The organism is Myxococcales bacterium (assembly GCA_022563535.1).
Classification (GTDB): Bacteria; Myxococcota_A; UBA9160; order UBA9160; family UBA4427; genus DUBZ01.
The window spans coordinates 1-18,711 of sequence record JADFNE010000071.1 but is presented as its reverse complement, the minus strand read 5'-3'; the positions used below and the strand labels follow the sequence as shown (position 1 = coordinate 18,711).

At 61.4% G+C, this 18,711-nt stretch carries 20 protein-coding genes; 14 read left to right on the top strand and 6 right to left on the bottom strand.

What is annotated here, in order from left to right; translation table 11 throughout:
* Positions 1 to 436: 436 nt before the first annotated feature.
* Positions 437 to 688, bottom strand: a complete 252-nt coding sequence (locus IH881_17010) for a hypothetical protein (protein ID MCH7869395.1) — start codon at positions 686 to 688, stop codon at positions 437 to 439.
* A gap of 177 nt (positions 689 to 865) precedes the next feature.
* Here IH881_17010 and IH881_17005 point away from each other — a divergent pair, with 177 nt between their 5' ends.
* Entirely contained in the window at positions 866 to 1,735 is an 870-nt protein-coding gene (locus IH881_17005) for a TauD/TfdA family dioxygenase (protein MCH7869394.1), read from the top strand.
* A 7-nt stretch (positions 1,736 to 1,742) separates the two neighbouring features.
* The gene (locus IH881_17000) at positions 1,743 to 2,897 is read left to right on the top strand and encodes a beta-lactamase family protein (protein ID MCH7869393.1); all 1,155 of its coding nucleotides are present in this window, start codon (positions 1,743 to 1,745) and stop codon (positions 2,895 to 2,897) included.
* Here the strand turns inward: IH881_17000 and IH881_16995 are convergent.
* Positions 2,894 to 3,748 carry an LLM class F420-dependent oxidoreductase gene (locus IH881_16995; GenBank protein MCH7869392.1) on the bottom strand — a complete coding sequence of 285 codons (855 nt, stop codon included), beginning with the start codon at positions 3,746 to 3,748 and terminating at the stop codon, positions 2,894 to 2,896. The genes IH881_17000 and IH881_16995 overlap by 4 nt on opposite strands.
* Positions 3,749 to 3,961: 213 nt before the next feature.
* On the opposite strand from IH881_16995, the gene IH881_16990 reads away from it, so the two are divergent.
* Positions 3,962 to 4,792: an ion transporter gene (locus IH881_16990; protein ID MCH7869391.1), complete on the top strand. Its 831-nt coding sequence runs from the start codon at positions 3,962 to 3,964 to the stop codon at positions 4,790 to 4,792.
* Positions 4,793 to 4,821: 29 nt separating this feature from the next.
* Here the strand turns inward: IH881_16990 and IH881_16985 are convergent, their stop codons facing one another.
* Complete coding sequence (locus IH881_16985; GenBank protein ID MCH7869390.1) at positions 4,822 to 5,211, bottom strand: PEP-CTERM sorting domain-containing protein; 390 nt, start codon at positions 5,209 to 5,211, stop codon at positions 4,822 to 4,824.
* A gap of 85 nt (positions 5,212 to 5,296) precedes the next feature.
* On the opposite strand from IH881_16985, the gene IH881_16980 reads away from it, so the two are divergent.
* The 4 genes from IH881_16980 to IH881_16965 all read left to right on the top strand — a co-directional run bounded on the left by IH881_16980 (position 5,297) and on the right by IH881_16965 (position 10,695).
* Positions 5,297 to 5,857, top strand: a complete 561-nt coding sequence (locus tag IH881_16980; GenBank protein MCH7869389.1) for a YaiI/YqxD family protein — start codon at positions 5,297 to 5,299, stop codon at positions 5,855 to 5,857.
* Positions 5,858 to 5,944: 87 nt separating this feature from the next.
* On the top strand, positions 5,945 to 7,396 hold the full coding sequence (locus IH881_16975; protein ID MCH7869388.1) for an alanine:cation symporter family protein: 1,452 nt from the start codon (positions 5,945 to 5,947) through the stop codon (positions 7,394 to 7,396).
* Positions 7,397 to 7,553: 157 nt separating this feature from the next.
* Positions 7,554 to 8,144, top strand: coding sequence for a PEP-CTERM sorting domain-containing protein (locus IH881_16970; GenBank protein MCH7869387.1), 591 nt, complete (start codon positions 7,554 to 7,556; stop codon positions 8,142 to 8,144).
* Between the two features lie 124 nt (positions 8,145 to 8,268).
* Positions 8,269 to 10,695, top strand: a complete 2,427-nt coding sequence (locus IH881_16965; GenBank protein ID MCH7869386.1) for a CoA transferase — start codon at positions 8,269 to 8,271, stop codon at positions 10,693 to 10,695.
* Positions 10,696 to 10,726: 31 nt separating this feature from the next.
* Here the strand turns inward: IH881_16965 and IH881_16960 are convergent, their stop codons facing one another.
* Positions 10,727 to 11,341 (bottom strand): TetR/AcrR family transcriptional regulator, encoded by a 615-nt coding sequence (locus IH881_16960; protein MCH7869385.1) that lies wholly within the window; start codon positions 11,339 to 11,341, stop codon positions 10,727 to 10,729.
* Positions 11,342 to 11,478: 137 nt separating this feature from the next.
* Here IH881_16960 and IH881_16955 point away from each other — a divergent pair, with 137 nt between their 5' ends.
* The 6 genes from IH881_16955 to IH881_16930 are packed head-to-tail and all read left to right on the top strand — an operon-like array spanning position 11,479 to position 16,621.
* Positions 11,479 to 12,720 (top strand): amidohydrolase, encoded by a 1,242-nt coding sequence (locus IH881_16955; GenBank protein MCH7869384.1) that lies wholly within the window; start codon positions 11,479 to 11,481, stop codon positions 12,718 to 12,720.
* A 52-nt stretch (positions 12,721 to 12,772) separates the two neighbouring features.
* Positions 12,773 to 13,558 carry an acetoacetate decarboxylase family protein gene (locus IH881_16950; GenBank protein MCH7869383.1) on the top strand — a complete coding sequence of 262 codons (786 nt, stop codon included), beginning with the start codon at positions 12,773 to 12,775 and terminating at the stop codon, positions 13,556 to 13,558.
* Between the two features lie 51 nt (positions 13,559 to 13,609).
* Entirely contained in the window at positions 13,610 to 14,485 is an 876-nt protein-coding gene (locus tag IH881_16945) for an SDR family NAD(P)-dependent oxidoreductase (GenBank protein MCH7869382.1), read from the top strand.
* A 52-nt stretch (positions 14,486 to 14,537) separates the two neighbouring features.
* Entirely contained in the window at positions 14,538 to 14,951 is a 414-nt protein-coding gene (locus IH881_16940; GenBank protein MCH7869381.1) for a nitroreductase family deazaflavin-dependent oxidoreductase, read from the top strand.
* Between the two features lie 15 nt (positions 14,952 to 14,966).
* Positions 14,967 to 16,202, top strand: a complete 1,236-nt coding sequence (locus IH881_16935) for a hypothetical protein (GenBank protein MCH7869380.1) — start codon at positions 14,967 to 14,969, stop codon at positions 16,200 to 16,202.
* On the top strand, positions 16,199 to 16,621 hold the full coding sequence (locus tag IH881_16930) for a Zn-ribbon domain-containing OB-fold protein (GenBank protein MCH7869379.1): 423 nt from the start codon (positions 16,199 to 16,201) through the stop codon (positions 16,619 to 16,621). The genes IH881_16935 and IH881_16930 overlap by 4 nt, the downstream gene beginning before the upstream one ends.
* On the opposite strand, the gene IH881_16925 is transcribed toward IH881_16930, so the two are convergent.
* Both IH881_16925 and IH881_16920 read right to left on the bottom strand, forming a co-directional pair.
* Positions 16,590 to 17,039, bottom strand: coding sequence for a MaoC family dehydratase (locus tag IH881_16925; protein MCH7869378.1), 450 nt, complete (start codon positions 17,037 to 17,039; stop codon positions 16,590 to 16,592). The genes IH881_16930 and IH881_16925 overlap by 32 nt on opposite strands.
* Complete coding sequence (locus IH881_16920) at positions 17,036 to 17,602, bottom strand: MaoC family dehydratase N-terminal domain-containing protein (GenBank protein MCH7869377.1); 567 nt, start codon at positions 17,600 to 17,602, stop codon at positions 17,036 to 17,038. Before IH881_16920 ends, IH881_16925 begins: the two co-directional genes overlap by 4 nt.
* 285 nt (positions 17,603 to 17,887) lie before the next feature.
* On the opposite strand from IH881_16920, the gene IH881_16915 reads away from it, so the two are divergent.
* Positions 17,888 to 18,711: HDOD domain-containing protein (locus tag IH881_16915; GenBank protein MCH7869376.1), on the top strand; the 824-nt coding region annotated here is incomplete at its 3' end.

Below are 18,711 nucleotides of genomic sequence, written 5' to 3'. Positions count from 1 at the left end.
CACTCTACCGGCTAGTCATGTTGCCTACCAGACAGCTCGAATCCCTTGTTGGTGCCAACGGCGGCATACCTCCTGACCGCATGATCCGTGCCGAGGTGTGCCTTTTAGCATCCAGAGATGCTGGTAGCCCATGATCCGTACGGTAATGCTTTTTCGGTCTCGACAAACGCCGTCGCGGCCCACCGCAGTGCCATGTTGCCACTCTGCCAGTTCGTGATGCGCCGCGTGCGTTGACGCGCCCGATGGCGAAGGTCGCCATTCGGGAGTTCCTTATCCTCTTGCTAGATGAGTGGTTAGAGGTCTGAGACATATTTACCCCCTCACGATTGCAACATCGCAACGTTCTGACGCCACGCTCTCTGCAGCGGTCAGCGCGACAAGTTCAACGCTCCACCCAGGGGGGCGGTTGAGGTGTGAGGCGCCGGTTCCAGCTCGGCTACGGTGTGGAGATATGCAGCACCCAATCACCGCTGGCGGGGGCGGTAAGCGTGCGGGGGCCGCCGCCCGTGGTGGTGGTTAGCCCGGAGAAGACGCCCGTTCCGGGGTTGTACCACTCGACGTTGAGCGTGCCGCTGGCGGCCGTCAGGTCCACGGTCACCGAGCCCCCGGTAGGTAGGTACACGACGTATTCCTGGCCCAGATCGACGAGGGCATAGCCCGCGTCAACCAGGTCGTTGCGGGGCTCCATCTTATGCGACGTAACGTCCTTTATGTAATACAAGATATCGGCCCGCCGCAAGGCGAGAAATGGAAGGGTTCGCTGGGAATATTCGCTGAAAAATCGTTAAATATTTAACGACCCCACTTGTACGGGACTCCGTCCGACCCTAAAGTGAGTTAATTAATTAACGAACGGAGGTCGAACATGGCCCAGACTCTGGCGATTCATCCGATCGAGGGAGCGACACTCGGCGCCATCGTGACGGGCGTCGAGTTGCGAAATCTGAGCGATGAACGGTTCGAGACGATCAAAGACGCCTGGCACCAGCATGGGGTGCTGATCTTTCGCGAACAGTTTTTGAGCGACGACGAGCAGGAGGAGTTCTCTCGCCGTTTCGGTGCCCTCGAGCGGCTTTTGACCGAGCGGGCCGAGAGCCCCGACATCGCCATGCTCACCAGTATCAAGCCCAACGGGAAATCGATCGAGCCCAAGGGGCCCTATGCGCTCTTCCTGCTGGAAAACATGTTCTGGCACGCCGATCGTTCGTTCAAGAGCGTGCCTGCAAAGGCGTGCCTGCTCTCAGCGCGGACTGTTCCCGACGTTGGCGGTGAAACGGAGTGGGCCGACATGCGCGCCGCCTACGACGCACTCAACCCATCCGATCGCGAAGAAATTGAAGACGCCGTCGGGGTGCACAGCTACCGCGATTCCCAAGAATTGATCGGGGGGACCGACGTCTTGAGCGATGAAGGCTGGGAAGCTCTCCCCCCGGTCGAACATCCGATTGTGCGCACCCACCCTGCGACGGGCCGCCAGTATCTGTTCATCGGACGCCATGCCTCGCATATCCTCGGACGTGATGTCGAAGAGAGCCGCGCGATCTTGAATCGCCTCACCGAAGAAGCCGCAACACCACCCCGCGTCTTCTCCCATACCTGGCGCGCTGGGGACATCGCCATTTGGGACAACCGCTGCGTGCTCCACCGAGCTCGGTCATGGCCGAGCGATCAGGCCCGGGTGATGATCCGCACCACCGTCGCCGGAGAAAATTTCAGCAACACCTGGACGCTGTAGGAGCCTCGTGGTCGAAGTACACGGAATTTGTGAGCCCGGTTTCGAAAGGGTGCGTGAGGCATTCATCTCGAACTTCGAGAAGGGTCTAGACGTCGGGGCCAGCGTGGCCGTGACCCGGGACGGGGAGTTCGTCGTCGATCTATGGGCGGGTGATGCCGACGAAGATGGAACGCCCTGGGAGAAAGACACCATCGTCAACGTCTATTCGACGACCAAGACGATGGCCGCGACCTGCGTGTTGATGTTGGCCGATCGCGGAGAGGTGGATCTCTACGCCCCGGTCGCCGAGTACTGGCCCGAGTTTGCCCAGGGTGGAAAAGAAAACGTCCTGGTCGCAAACGTCATGAGTCATAGCGCGGGGCTTTCGGGTTTTGACGAACCGACCCCCGACAACCTTTATGACTGGGACGACATCGTCGAGCGACTCGCAAAACAAGCACCGTGGTGGGAACCGGGATCCAAATCGGGATACCACGCCGTGACCCAGGGCTTCCTACAAGGTGAGATCGTGCGTCGCGTCACCGGGCGCAGTATCGGCAGGTTCTTTCGCGAAGAAGTAGCCGAACCCCTCGGTGCAGACTTTCACATCGGCCTCGACCCCGCCCACGACCACCGCGTAGGTACTCTCATCCCGCCGGCGGCAGCGCTCGGCGCTGTCACGATGAAACCCAATTCGATCGCAGCGCGCACTTTCCAGGGTCCGACGTTGAACGGAACCGAACCCAGGACCTCCGCGTGGCGCCGGGCCGAGATCCCCGCCGCCGGCGGAATTGGCAACGCACGCTCGGTCGCTCGGGTGCATTCGGCGCTGGCCTGCGGCGGAACAGTCGACGGGGTCACGTTGATGAGCGAGGCGGGGGTCGAGCGCGTGCTCGACGAACAGACCCGGGGCATGGACATGGTCCTGGGCATGCCCGTGGTATTCGGAATGGGCTTCGGTCTGAGCGATCCATCGTGGCCCATCAGCCCAAACCCTCGGGCGTTCTTCTGGGGTGGATGGGGCGGATCCCTCGCGGTGATCGATCTCGATGCTCGAGTCTCGATCGCCTACGTGATGAACCGCATGGAAGCGAATCTCATGAAAGATCGGAGGGGTGCCCGAGTCATCAAGGCAACCTTCGCATCCATGGCCACCCACGCCACCCGCCCCGCAGACTCCTAGAGTTTCGAGATCAGATCGTTTCCGAGCTTTTCGAGTCCCTTCTCCACCGCGTCGGGATCGAAACCCGGCGGCGGAAGAATCAGACGCGATACGCCCATGTCCTCGAACCGCTTGACGTCGTCGAGGGAGCGGATCGCGCCTCCAGTCATGAGTTCCACTTCGCCGGGATCGCGCCCGTTTCGCTCGCACTCTTCGCGCACGATGGCGAACAGTTTCGGGAGGTCGCCCATGGCGGGAAAGAACCCGTCGCCGATGCGCGCGGCGCGGCGGGCCGCAGCCTCGACGTGGCCACCGACCACGATCGGAATCCCTCCCGACTGAACGGGCTTGGGATTGGATTCGATCGCGGGCCAGTTGTAAAACTTTCCTTCGAAGGGCACTGCCTTTTCGCCCCAGAGTTGTCGCAGCGCCGCAACGCATTCCTCGGTTCGCGGCGCTCGCTCTTTGAAGGGAATGTCCAACGCGTCGAACTCTTCCCGCAGCCAACCGATGCCGATGCCGGCGATCACGCGCCCCTTGGAGAGCACGTCGAGGGTTGCGAACTGCTTGGCGGTGTAGATCGGGTTTCGCTGGGGCAGGATCAGAATTCCGGTGGCGAGTTTGATCGTCTTCGTGACCGCGGCTGCATAACTCAACCAGGTCACGGGATCCGGGATCGGAGCATTTTCAGGACCGGGCATCTTGCCGTCATCGCTGTACGGGTAGCGAGACTCGTAGCCGACGGGAACCGCAACGTGCTCGACAGTCCAGAGAGATTCGACGCCGCAGTTCTCCGCGGTCTGCGCCAGATGCGTCAGTCCGTCGGGCTGGGCGAAGGGACCGACATTCGAGAACATGAGACCAAACTTCATGATTTGCTCCTGGTAGGGTTGAGGGACGGGGATTTAGCGAGCGCGCTGGGCGTAATAGTAGAAGGTCGCGCTACCTCGTGCCGCCGCGCAACTCGCGTCTGATCGGCCCTCGCTGCGACTGTGCATATTTGGCCTGGCGCCTCGCTCCAAACCCAGTCGTTAGCTGTGATAGCCTGAGCGTCGATGCCGGCGAACTCTGTGAATTCATCGGAGATGGATCAGCGCGCACGCTGGCGCAACCAGTTGCGCATCGTAATTTTCGAGGCCGACACGCCGCTCGGCAAGGCGTTCGACGTCGCGTTGTTGTGGGCCATCTTGCTGAGCGTCTTGGCAGTGATACTCGAGAGCGTCAGCGCGCTGCGCGCGGAGTACGGGTTCGCGTTGCGCGCTGCGGAGTGGACCTTCACCGGACTCTTCACCATTGAATACCTGGCCCGACTCGCCTGCGCGCCACGCCCGGTTCGCTACGCGTTCAGCTTTTTCGGCGCGGTCGATTTGATCGCGGTGGCCCCCACCTATCTGAGTCTGCTCATCCCCGGGTCGCAGTCAATGCTGGTGATTCGGGCGATTCGACTTCTGCGCGTGGCCCGGGTGCTCAAGCTCGCGCACTTCCTGGGTGAGATCCAGGTGTTGCTAACCGCGTTGCGGGCCAGCCGCCGCAAGGTGATCGTGTTCTTGGGAGCCGTGCTGATCATGGTGACGATCCTCGGCTCTGCGATGTACTTGATTGAAGGCGAAGAGGCGGGCTTCACGAGTATTCCGCGCGGCATCTATTGGGCCATTGTCACGATGTCGACCGTTGGATACGGCGACATCACGCCTCAATCGATTCCGGGTCAGGCGCTGGCTGCGATCGTCATGATCATGGGTTTCGCGATCATTGCGGTTCCGACCGGAATCGTCACCGCCGAGATCGTCGAAGCCGTTCGGTCGAAGCCGGTCACGACCCGGGTCTGTATGTCCTGCATGAGTGAGGGTCACGATCAGTCAGCGCGATTCTGCAAGGACTGTGGTACTGAACTCGAGGCCAGCGAAGGCGCCTGAGCTGGGGAGGACGTCGGCGAGGCGGAGATTTACCGGCGGTTCGTGCGGCCCAACATACCGAGGCCAGTCAAACCGAGCATCATGAGAAGCGTTGTGCCGGGCTCTGGAACAGCGAGCAACGTTCCGGAGCCTGTGATCTCCTCATCGGCGGAGTCGTCCCTTGCAAAGAGATCCGGATCGGTTTGGGGGTAGGCGCCCGTCTGGAGCTCGCTCAAGGCGTCGGCCTCTTGAGCCGAATCGAGTTCGATGCTGCCTTCAGATCGGGTCGTGTCCCCGAGTCCAAGGTCAGAATTGCCAGCGCTCGAACTCAGCATCGCATTCGTTGTCGACGACGCCCCACTGACCCATGGCAACGCCAGCAGGAGCACAAGGGCTCCCGCTGCGAATGGGTACTTCAAGGCTGCCGGATTTCTATTCATCACAGACTAGGTGGTTGGAAATGGCCGCATGTGTCAAAACTTCCGAAGATTGTCGGTAAATATTTGATTTCACAGACAAAATGGGATGTTTCCCCGCAGCTCGAAGGCAGATTCGGGGGGCGAGAGTGGGAAATATCTCCTCGATAGTGTGGTGCTACGCTGCTCTGCGCCGAAATCGTCGGAACGCGTAGGAGCTCGCTTGATCGAGATTTTCGTCGACGCCGATGCCTGCCCCGTCAAGGACGAGGTCTACCAGGTCGCGGGACGCTATGGATTGCACGTCGTGCTGGTTGCGAATTCGCGCATGAACGTGCCTCCAGGAGCAGACGTCGAGCTTGTCGTGGTGGACAAGGGCGCGGACCTGGCGGACGACTGGATCGCGGACAATATCCGCGCGGGAGACGTCGTGATCACGGCAGATATCCCCCTCGCGGCGCGCTGCCTGGAGCTGGGCGCGAGGGTACTCGGCACAAACGGTCGACCGTTCGATCGCGACATGATTGGAGGCGCACTCGCCATGCGCGAACTCAAGACCGATCTGCGCGAGGTTGGGACGATCACCGGCGGGCCACCTCCAATCTCAACCAAGGATCGCTCGCGATTTGTATCGCGCCTCGATCAATTGGTTCAGCAGGGCCTGAGGTAGCGAGATGCTTGCACCCGGTTGCCCATTGGCGATTGACTACTCCCCACCAAATCGAAGCACAACAACCTAAAGCGCAACGGAGTTCCCGTGAACTGGACGAGTTGGATCGATTCTGCCGTGCGTCCCCTGGCCGACGCCCTGGCAGCGGTGGTCTTTTTCAAACTTCCGATCGGCGATAGCCAGGCCCCTTTCGTGGTCCTGTGGCTGGCGGCAGGTGCCGTCTTTTTCACCGTGCGCTTTCACTTCATCAATTTCTGGGGCTTCAGACACGGCCTGGAACTGGTATTTGGCCGGGGCAGTGGCACCCAGTCCGAGCGGCGCGAGGAAGGCGAAATCTCCCACTTCCAGGCGCTCTCCGCCGCAGTCTCGGGCACCGTGGGTATTGGCAACATCGGTGGCGTCGCGGTGGCGATCACCCTCGGCGGTCCGGGCGCAGCGCTGTGGATACTGATCGCGGGCGTGCTGGGGATGTCGACCAAATTTGTGGAGTGCACGCTGGGTGTGCTGTACCGCGAAGTCCACGAGGACGGCAGTGTTTCGGGCGGCCCGATGTTCTATCTGCGCAAAGGCCTGGCCGAACGCGGCTGGCCCACCCTGGGCCGCATCCTCGGCACTTTTTATGCCATTGGGATCGTGATCGGATGCATGGGCATCGGCAACATGTTCCAGGCGAACCAGACCTATGTACAGATCATGGGTGTAACCGGGGGCAGCGAAAGCTGGCTCGCCGACAAGGGATGGTTGGTGGGGGTGGTCCTGGCCCTGTTGGTGGGTGCCGTCATCATTGGCGGCATTCGCAGCATTGCTCGGGTTACTTCGAAGCTGGTGCCCTTCATGGCCATTCTCTACCTCACGGGCGCGTTTCTGGTCATCGCCCTCAATGCCGAGGCCATCCCCTGGGCGATCGGCGAAATGTTCAAGCGCGCCTTCGAACCCGCCGCAGCGGGCAGTGGGTTGCTGGGCGCATTGATCATTGGCATTCAACGTGCCGTGTTTTCCAACGAGGCGGGGATCGGCTCCGCGACCATCGCCCACGCAGCGGTGAAAACGGATGAACCCCTCACCGAGGGTTTCGTCGCGCTACTCGAGCCCTTCATCGACACGGTGGTGATCTGCACGGCGACTGCGCTCGTGATCATCACCACCATGTACTACGAGCCATCGCTGGCCGAAGGCCTGGGCGGAATCGAAACCACATCCGCCGCCTTCGAGCGACGGCTGTCCTGGTCCCCCTATCCACTGGCGTTGGCGACGGCGCTGTTTGCACTATCGACCATGGTTTCCTGGTCCTACTACGGCCTCAAAGGCTGGGTCTATCTATTCGGCGACGCTCCGCGCACGCTCACCGTCTTCAACCTCATTTTCTGTTTCTTCATCGTCGTGGGCAGCAGCATCGAACTCTCTGCGGTGCTCGACTTCTCGGACGCACTGGTCTTCCTGATCTGCGTGCCCAACATCCTGGGGCTCTACATCCTGACCCCGGTCGTGAGGCGGGAATTGGCGGCTTATCTCGAACGCCGCGCTGCTGAGCGCGCATAGCCGGGCGCGCCGAGAGTACATCGCCGGCGCCGAATCCTGAGCCGATACGGGGGCTTGTCGGGCTTCATTCGCTTTCCTGCGCAAACTCCCGACACATTGGCGAGTCCCGGACCACTACAGGGCGAAAAGGCGCACAGGCGCCCTGGAGAATTCCCGAATGATCACGCGCTGCTTTCGAACGTTTCTGCTCGCAGGACTGTGCAGCAGCATGCTCTTCCAAAACGCCACGGAAGCGCAGGCCGGCACGATATGCAACGAAAATTGCGATGCCGCTACGATCGATGGCACATTCTATGATCTCGTGCTGAACTACCTCGCCGACGAAGGCGACGACATCGATCTGACCGTCGACGGCAACATTTACATTCGCGGCCCGCTCTTCATAGCCCCGGGTGGTATGATCACCCTCACCGGTGGAGCCGTAATCATCAACACCGAGATCAACATCGAGTTCAACACCGATCTTGGGGGCGGCGATAGTGGCGGCTCTGGCGGAGCCATCTTCACCACCGATCTCGGGGGCGACCTCACGGCCGCCGATTCGCATCCCGATCCCAACGTGATGTTTAACGTGATCGGAGATGTCTACCTCGATGCCGCAAACATCGAACTCGCCAATCTCAACGTGACGGCTTCGGGTACCATTACCTTTGGGATCGAGCCGGTGCCGGAGCCGGGTGCTGGAGCCATGCTCGGATTCGGACTGATTGGATTGGCGCGGCTAGGGTCACCTCAGCCATCCACGTAGCTCGTCTTCGACAATTTGACAGTCTTGTGAGTTGTGCAATCGTCCTTGCGATGACACCCCCCTCCCCGGCCGCCCCAGAAGCCATTCCGAACGCAACCGCCGCTGACCTCTGCGGGCTGCTCCGATGAATGGGCTGCGAGGCGTTCGGGTCGTCGACCTGACGAGTCTCGTCGCGGGGCCCTACTGCACGAAGCTGTTGGCGGACGCGGGTGCCGAAGTCATCAAGGTCGAGCCAGCCGCTGGAGATCCGCTTCGCAGCTGGTCCGCAACCGGAGCCGATCTCGGGGGAAATGACGGGGCGCTGTTCCAGTTCCTGAACGCGTCGAAGCGCAGTGTAATCGGCGACTACGACGACGACACCGTCATGGCGTTGATCGCAGAGGCCGACCTCCTGGTCGAAGACCTTGGACCGGGTTCGAGTCTCGACCGGGCAGCCCTGCGAAAAGCCAACCCTACCCTCGTGATACTTTCGCTATCGCCGTACGGTCTCACGGGGCCCTACGCCGAGCGCCCCGCCAGCGAGTTCACCATTCAGGCGGAATCCGGTTCGATCGGTGGACGTGGAATCCCGGGCAAGGAGCCGTTTCAAGCCGGTGGCCGGATAACGGAATGGGTGGCCGGAACCTTCGCTGGGGCAGCGGCGCTCGCCGCTGTTCGCGGGGCGCAGAAGACCGGTCGCGGAGAACTGATCGATTTTTCGCTGCTGGAGTGCATGACACTCGCATCGACTGTGTTCATGGACCTGATGTTCTCACTGCTCGGTCGACCCGACACCGGAGGCGCCGCCGGACAAAGCTGCGAAACCCCATCGATCGAACCTACCCGCGATGGCTACGTGGGATTCAATACCAATACGGCGCAACAGATCTCCGACTTCTTGCTGATGATCGAACAGCCCCAGTATCGCGAAACCGGCGAATTTTCTGCGGCGATGAAGCGCATGGCGCGGCTCGAGGAGTGGGAAGGGATCGTGCACGGCTGGACTCGCGAACACACCACCGAGGAGATCATCGAGCAGGCACGTCTTTTGCGCATTCCCGTCGCACCGATCGGCAACGGACGCAGCGTGTTGGAACATGAACAACTCGTTGCTCGCGGTATCTACCGCGACGCACCCGAAGGTGGGTTCAAGGTGCCCTGCCCGCCCTACCAGATCGACGGGCAACGTCCGCCGAGCGCAACGCCTGCCCCAAAGCTCGGCGAACACACGAACCAAGCAAAATTCTTGTCAGTCCGCGAGAGTAATGAAGGCTCGGCTCCAACCGAGACCCAAACCAAGTCTCAAACCAAGTCTCAAACCAAGACCAAGGGGCTCCCGCTCGAAGGCATTCGCGTTGTCGATGCGACCAACTGGTGGGCTGGCCCCTCCGCAACCCATGCCCTCGCGTGCCTGGGGGCCGAGGTCATCCACGTCGAATCGATCGCAAAAATTGACGGGGGACGCACGGTCGGTGGCATGCTCACGGGCCTGCACAAGGACTGGTGGGAGGCCAGCAATATCTTTCTTGCCACCAACACGAACAAGCGCGGGCTGACCATCGACCTGACCGATTCGCGCGGACGCGCGATTCTCGACGAATTGATCGCAGGCGCCGACATCTTTGTAGAAAATTTCAGCCCTCGGGTGATGGACGGTTTTGGTATCGATTGGGCCCACGTACACGCGATCAATCCACGCTGCATCATGGTCCGCATGCCGGCCTTCGGGCTCGACGGACCTTGGCGTGACAGCGTGGGGTTCGCCCAGACGATGGAGCAACTCGCCGGGCTGGCATGGTTGACCGGACACCCGGACGACCAGCCGCGTATCCAACGCGGCCCATGCGACCCCGTGGCTGGGATGCACGCAACGTTTGCAACATTGGTGGCCCTGGCCGAACGGGATCGCAGCGGAAGCGGCCATTTTGTCGAATGCGCCATGATTGAAGGCGCACTGAACGTCGCCGCGGAACAGGTGATCGAATACACGGCCTATGGAAACCTGCTCGAGCGCAGGGGCAATCGCTGCCCCGAGGCCGCTCCCCAGGGTCTCTATCCGTGCGTCGATCACGACGCCCTGAATCAGCCGCGCTGGCTGGCGCTTTCGATTGCGAGCGACTCGCAGTGGCACGCACTGCTCGATTGGCTCGGCAACCCGAGCTGGTCCAAACCCCTGCGCGAAGCGGATCTCGCAGCGCGCCAGCGCGCCCACGACAAAATTGACGAACATTTGCGCGCCGTCTTCAGCGACCGCGATCGCGATGCCTGCATCAATGAACTCATCGCTGCGGGGATCCCAGCCGCCGCACTCGCCGACCCGCGCGCCATGTACAAACACCCGCAGCTCAGTGCCCGCGGGTACTTCGAACCCGTCGAACACCCGGTCGTCGGGAACCACCTCACGCCTGGGCTTCCGTACCGTTTTGCCTCGATCGAGCATTGGCTGCGCACGCCGGCGCCCACGTTGGGAGAACACAACCGCGTAGTGCTGGCAGAACTGGGCCATGACGAAGGCGAAATCGACACCCTCGAAGCTGAGGGAATCATTGGACAACGACCCAAGGGAGTCTGAAGAATTGGAGCTACGCGAACAACCTCGTTCTCTACTTCAGAGGTTTGAGCGCGCCGGCCAGGAAGTGCGCCGCTGCGCTCGCCCGCTCGCGGACCGGGTAGTCGTCGAAGTGGACCCAGCTGAGCGCCAGGGACGAGAACGTGCTGGCGACGACTTCGGCCAGGGTTTCCACCGGAACATCGGAGCGCACCTGTCCTCGGGATACCGCCTCGGAGATAAAGGCTTCGAAGGCGGCGTGAAACAGCCGGTCGTTTTGCTCCGGCGCCTCGGTATAAGCGATCGCATGAATCTTCCCGAGCAGTTCTCGTCTGCGCCCCCCCTCGGATTCGAATTCTTCGGCGCCCCCTTCAAAGAGTGCGACCAGATGGTCTTCGATCGAGCCGGGTTGTTTCGCCAACTGTTCGAGGTTGTCGCGGACCTGGCACACCGCTTCCTCCGCCATGCTGCGCAGGAGTTCTCGCTTTTCCCCAAAGTGGTTGAAGAAGGTTCCGTAGGCCAGGTCTGCCCGGTCGCAGATGTCGGAGACTTTGGTTTCGTCGTAGCCGCGTTCGTTGAACAGCACCCGCGCGGCATCCAAGATGCGGTCTCGAACCTCGGTTCGGCGGCGCTCGCGACGGGTCGTCTGGGGTATTGGGGTCTCGGCCATGACCCCATAGGTACCTGTTTTCTATGGAAAAAGACACTTTTTTATACCTGAGTCGAGATTTATACTTGAGTTCAATAGAAGGGCTGTCACACTGAACTACGAGGGGACCCATCCCGGGCCGTCCCATGGAGACATGTATGGATCGCTACCTGGTTATCTCGTCTGACTGCCACGCCGGCCTGCCCGGCAAGCGCTACCGCGAATACCTCGACCCCCAGTATCGCGACGAGTTCGATCGCCAGTACGAAGCGCGCATGGCGGCACTCGAAGCGGCGAGCATTTCACTCGAGATGCGGAACGAAAGCTTGCGCTGGGCGGCGGACAAGTCCGAAGGTCTTTCGGGTGCCTGGGATCACGACCAGCGGATCAAGGTGATGGACGGCGATGGAATCGCAGCAGAGGTTTTGTTTGTCGACGGCCTGACGGAAGAAAACTCACCGCCATTCGGCGGCGATCTCGGGATGTCGCCGGTCGGTGCCGACCCCGAACTCCAGTGGGCCGGCGCACGCTCACACAACCGCTGGATGTCGGAATTTGTTTCGCTGGCCCCCGACCGCCGCTTCGGTCTCGCCCAGGTCCCTTGCCTGTGGGACGTCGACGAAGCCGTCAAAGAAATCAACTGGGCCAAAGAAAACGGACTCGGCGGCATCATGATCCCGCCGATGTGGCATCACCTGTCTCCCTATCATCATCCCAAGTACGAACCCATGTGGGCGGCCTGTGAAGACCTGGGAATGATCATCCATTTCCATTCGGGTCCCGCCGCCATGACGGACTACTTTGGCTCGGCTTTGTTCGGGGCTCCGAGTGCAACCGGGGAGCCGGCGGTCGAAATGCCGGGAGCCCTGGGAATCTACGTCACGGAAGTCGCCTGGTGGATGGCGCGGCCGCTGGTCTTCATGATCTGGGGGGGTGTCTTCGAACGCTATCCTGAGCTCCAAGCCGTTTGTACGGAGGGAACCTCCATTTGGGCTCCCGAACTCAAGGAGCTGATGGACCACCGCTACAGCGCCCACCACTTCACCGCCAAGCTCGGCACTGAATACAAAGCAAACATCTCGATGGAACCGAGCAAGTACTTCGAACGCAACATTGGCCTGGGGAGTTCTTGCATGCCTCGCCGGGAGGCGGAGATGCGCCACGACATTGGCATCCGCAACATGATGTGGGGCAGTGACTACCCGCATCCTGAAGGCACCTGGCCCTATACCCAGAAGATGATGCTGGAAACATTCCACGGCCTGCCGGAAGACGACATTGCAGCCCTGCTCGGTGGCAACGCACTTCGCATCTACGGTTTCGACGAAGAGAAGCTGCGAAAGATCGCGGACCGCATCGGGCCCAAAAAATCATTGTTTCGCGACGAAAGTTCAGCATAGAGCGACCAGAGATCAAACAAACCCCCAAATCGCACAAGAACAGGAGAACAGCATGTCCGACAGCGATTCTTCCAAGAGCAAGGCTCCGAAGATTGACCCCGGCGAAATCATGGGTTGGCCGTTCCTGAGAATTGACTACCCGACCCGTCCCGAAAACATCGCCGCACTACTGCCGCCGGGAATCGAGCCCACCGACAGTTCCAACGTTCACTTTTCGATTTACTCCTTTCCCGTCCCGGACGAACCGGAGTTCGGCATCGTCACCAGCGTGGATGCCCAGTACAAGGGAACCGAAGGCATCTACGTGCTCGGCTACGGGATCGATCAGGAGGCGGCCATCGCAATCAGCCAGGAGTTGAACGGTCAGCCCAAGTACCCCTGCGAAGTCACCTACTACCGCATGGGTCCCAACATCACGGCTCGCTGCGTGCACCAGGGCTACACCTTCCTCGAGGTCAAGGCCACATCGACCGGTGTTCTGCCCAACCCGGAACCGCACTCGGAGATCGAGTGGTGGACCAAGACTTCGCGCGCCGTCGGCGGTGCCGAGAAGAGCTACGACTTCCCGCCCCACGTCGTGAAGGTGAAGACCGACTATCAGACCGTCTACCAAGAAGGCCTGGACATCGAGCTCAAGCTGCTCGACAGCCCGTGGGACCCGATCGCGCGGCTTCTCCCGATTGAGGGCGAGGTGAGGGCCAAGCTGGCCACCATGAGCTTTGTCAATCGCAGCATCACTCTCGAGGGGCCGCTGAACCCAGATGCCTTCTGGCCCTTCGCGGACACGATTGGTGGCTCGCGCTGGCCGGGAACGATGGGCGGCCCGCGGAAGGACTGAGAGCCACTCACCCTGATCTTGTAGAACCAGAATTTGTAGGAGAAGAAAAGCATGAAAGAGTTTCGTGGCCGCGTCGCGGTCGTGACCGGCGGTGCGAGCGGGGTCGGCAAGGCGCTCGCCAAGGCCTTTCTAGCCGAAGGCATGAAGGTCGTGATTGGCGACGTCGAAGAGGCGGCACTCAAGAATGCCTGCGAAGAACTGGGTGGGGCGGTCACCGGCGTGGTGACCGACGTAAGAGATCCCGCCTCGGTGCAGGCCCTGGCCGACCATGTATTCGACACCCACGGCGCTTGTCACATCCTGTGCAACAACGCAGGCGTGGCGGTTGCCAACCTCAACCTGTGGGACACCGAACCCAGCGATTTCGAATGGGTCCACGGGGTCAACGTACGGGGCGTCGCGCACGGCGTACAGGCTTTCGTGCCGCGCATGATCGAGTCGGGAGAAGAGGGATTCGTGATGAACACCTCTTCCGGCGACGGTGGTATCTCACCGCTGGCGCAACAGGTCGTCTACGCGTCCAGCAAGGCCGCGGTTTCGATCATGACCGAATGTCTCGGGGCACAGTTGATCGGTCGCAATACCAAGCTGCGGGCCGCGATCTTCTATCCCTCGGGCGGCATGCTCGACACCGGGATCTGGACGACCCGCCGCAACCGCCCCGTGGAACTGGCTCGCAAGGCTGCGCCGGCCCCTGGTTCGGAGACGACCTTCGACGATTTCATGGCAGGCGCCAAGAAAGCCGGCTTCGATTTGCCGGTGCAAGATCTCGACGAACTCGCGCAATTCGCCCTCGACGGAATTCGCAACGAAGATTTCGTCATCATGATCGGGCGTGAGGACATGGAGGCCGACCTCGTTGCACGCGCCGCAAAGCTTGCTCGCGGTGAGTGCCCGATCGAACTTGAGCACATGGGGCTCGACTGAGCATCGGTGGCCGGCGCGCGTTTCGACGCGGCCGGCTGCTAGTCTTCATCTCATGGCAGCATGGCAATGGTTCGGCAATGCGCATCGCGCAATCTATCGAATGACCAACGGTCGCATCGGCTCGAGTTTGGCCGGGCGGCCGATGCTGCTGCTGACCACGACGGGTCGCAAAAGCGGCGAACCCCGCACCACGCCTCTTTCGTATCTACGAGATGGCGACGATTGCGTGGTTGTTGCGTCGAACAACGGCGCCGACCGACACCCCGCCTGGTGGTTGAATCTCGAGGCCAGTGCTGACGCCCAGATCAAGGTTGGCAGCGCAGAGTGGACCGTCAGGGCGAGTGCCGCCGAAGGGGAAGAACACGCGCGCATTTGGCCGCTACTGCTCGAATACAATCCGCAATATGCCCGGTACCAGGCCAAGACGAGTCGGAAGATTCCTGTTGTTGTTCTTCGTCGGGTCTAGAGAGGAGTTCCGTTCATGACGGCCGTTGAGCGACGGGCGCATCTCGTCGGTGTCGGCGAGACCCAGTACACCCGATGGGGCAAGATCGGCGACGTCACCGAACACGCCCTGGCCTGCCAGGCGATCCTGCGCGCTGTCGCGGATGCGGGTCTGACGATGGACGATGTCGATGGACTGGCTTCATTCGCGGAAGATCGCAACGAAGCGATCTTCCTGGCCGCCGAACTGGGCCTGCCTGAACTGCGCTTTGGCAACATGGTTTGGATGCCCGGCGGCGGAGGTGGCTGCGCGGCAGTCGCAAATGCTGCGATGGCGGTGGAAGCCGGCCAGGCCGAAGTCGTCGTGGTCTACCGCTCATTGTGTCAGGGGCAGTTCTTTCGCTTCGGCCAGGGAGGTCAGAAGGTCGAACCGCCGGCCGAGGATGCGCCACCACCACAGCTCCAACCCGCCGCGACCCCCTTGATGGCGTCGGTCGGATTCACGATGCCCTATGGATTGGTCATGGCCGCAGCGGCCTACGCGCTCCCGACTCGCCGACACATGCACCTCTACGGCACGACGAGCGAACAGCTGGGAATGATCGCGGTGACGTTTCGCGAGCACGCCTCTCGCAACCCGCGCTCGGTGATGGGCGATCGCAAACTCACCCTGGAAGATCACCAAAACTCACCGATGATCGCTGACCCCCATCGCCTGTTCGACTGCTGCCTCGAAAGCGATGGTGCCTGTGCGGTGGTGGTCACGACCGCGGAGCGCGCGCGGGATCTCGCAAAGCCGGGTGTCGAGGTTCTCTCGTCTGCCCAGGGCACGCCAAGGGGTTATGCGTTCGGCCCCTTTTCCAACGCCAGCGTCGCGGACGACCTCTACGCGACGGGGGGCACCGAAGCGCTTGCAAAGCGTCTCTATGGGCGCGCGGGTCTCGGGCCCGACGATGTCGATGTGGCCCAGATCTATGACCACTTCACCGGCTGTGTCCTGATGCAACTCGAAGACTACGGTTTCTGCAAACGCGGTGAGGGGGGACCCTTCATCGAGAGCGGCGCGCTCGCCTGGAAGGGCGGTTCGCTGCCCACGAATACCCACGGTGGCAGTCTCTCCGAAGCCTACATCCACGGCCTCAATCACGTCGTGGAGGGGGTGCGCTCACTGCGCAACGAATCAACCAGCCCCGTCGATGGCGCAGAAGTCTGTCTCGTAACGAGTGCGGCGTGTGTACCCTCGAGTTCGCTGCTGCTAGGGAGGTCGTCATGACAACACGCTGGTTCCCCGACACGATGCCCCAGCCCATGACCGGAAAAGAAGCGCTTCCGTTCTGGCAGGCCGCAGCCGAACACCGACTGGTCGCACAGGAGTGCGGCGACTGCGCGCACCTGCACTTGCCCCCGGCGCCCATTTGTCCGAGCTGCCGATCCGATGCCACGGGTTGGAAGGAACTCTCTGGACGGGGAGAGGTCTACACCTACACGATCATTCATCGAGTCGTGGCGTCCGGTCAGGATCTCCCGTTCGTCGTCGCCGTCATTGCGCTCGAGGGCGCTCCGGGGGTGAGGTTGATCTCAAATATCGTCGACACGCCGCCCGAAGAAATCGAAATCGGAATGCCGGTGGAAGTCGTCTGGGAGGACATGGGCCCCGATCTCACGCTTCCCCGTTTTCGAGCGGCAGCGTGACGACCACGGTGCCGGTTGCGTGATCTCCGAGATCGTTGGCGGCGCGAATCGCCACTTCGATCACGCATTCATCTCCTTCGTCCCGGGTGCTGGTGATCTGACCCGTAAATCGCAGCACCTGGCCGGGTACCGCGGGTGCGCCGAGACGAATTGCGATCTTGCGCACGAATGCGTGTGGTCCAGCCCAATCGGTGACATACCGCGCGACGTATCCGTTGGTGGTGAGGATGTTCATGAACACGTCCGGCGCACCCTGCCCTGTCGCGAAATCGCGGTCGTGGTGTGCGGGCATGAAGTCACGAGAGGCAATGGCTCCGGCGACGATCACGGTCGATGTCACCGGGAGTTCGAATACTGGCAGCTCATCCCCGGCGGCAACGTCACTGCTTCGCAAACTATTGGATGACGCAGCCGTCATGGTGCTCCTTCCATCGTGGTCGGATCGAACTTGAAGATGCGGAACAGTTGTCGGCCCACGACCTCTTCCGCGCCGTTGGTAAAGGTGGTGATCCAGGTCAAGAAGTATCCCTTGCCAAGTGAGGTGGTCTTGAGGTTCGAGATGGAGTCCATCTTGCTCGACGACCGGAGATGGTCGCCTGGTTTCAGGTAGCGCTCGAACTCCAGTTCGGAGTTGGTCGCCAGCGTGCCTACGTAGCCAGCCTTGTCGAGTTCGCTGATCGGACTGTCCGACATGTTTTCACTGGGGGCACCGCCACGCTCGGCAATGCCTTCGATCCTGGGACGGGGCATCGTCCAGGTCTGGAGCATCGCCGGAGGCGCGACGATGCCACCAAAGCGAGTCGTCGCGGCAAATGCCTCGTCGAGATACACCGGATTGCGATCGTCGAGGGCGTCAACCCAGTGCCGAATCATCGGCACGTTGACCGGGTCTGGCGCCACCACCGGCGCCGCAGGCCCGATCGGTTTCCCAATATATTTTTCGAGTCCGGCCCGGACGGGATCCGCATCATCATCCGCCATTGAATTCCTCTCGTACTCCTCACGGACTCGCCGCGGGTGTGGTGTCGTGTGGTGTTGTGCCGTAGAAAGTTAGTTGAAGTTGGCTGCAGCCACAGCGCCAGACTCGACTCCCTTTGACGCGGACGCTGTACCGCCTGGTTCGTAGCATGGTCCGTAGTCATGGCCGGGCTGATAACGGCCAAACTCGGGACTTCACCCCATCAAGCCTTGCGGACGAGTTTCCGCAAGAGATTGGAGGGGTCTCGTATTGGCGAAACTCAACAAAGTGAGTGTGGACAGCAAAAAATGGACGTAGCGCACGACCCCAAGGGTCGCGTCGAACTCGGTAAGCTGAGCATCTCGACTCTGGATGGCGTCGTACACAGCATGAAGCAGCGGCTGCGCGAAGGGAAAGCTGATGCGCCGATTCTGGAGGCGATGATCCCGGCGGTGCAACGCGGAGATTTGCGCTTTCCCGTCGTGCCCAAGGCCGCAATGCGGGTTCAAGAGATGATGCGTGACCCCCAGGTAAGCATCGAGGATTTGACTTCTGCCGTCTCGCTCGATCCCGCACTCGCGACCAAGGTTGTCGGCGTAGCGAACAGCGCTTATTTCCGCGGAGCCGATTCCATCCGCTCCGTCTCCGATGCAATCATGCGGCTCGGCACCCGCGAGGCCACCAGCATCGCGATCGCCCTGGCGATGCGCTCGAGCTTGTTCAAGGTTCCCGGATTCGAGAACGACGCGCGCTCTATCTGGCACCATTCGCTACTCGTGGCTCGTCTCAACGAGTCGTTCCTCGAGGATCGGCCGCCGTTTCACGACATGGCCTTCTTGATGGGGCTCGTACTCGACGTCGGACGCATCGTCGTGCTCGCTTTTGGGGCGCAGCTGGAGCATCGCAGCCATGATCGCAGCCATGGAGGCAGGCATCTTCCGATCCAGGGCGTGAAGGCCGCCGCCGATAGCCTTCACCCCATGCTCGGGGCGCTGATTCTTCAGTCCTGGAATTTCGACGACAATTTCATCCACACCATTCGCCACCATCACGATGCCGAGGTCGATGAGAAGAGCGACAAGCGAGCCGTGTTGATTCAGGCGTGCCAGCTCTCGGACGCCGTCGCCCAGCG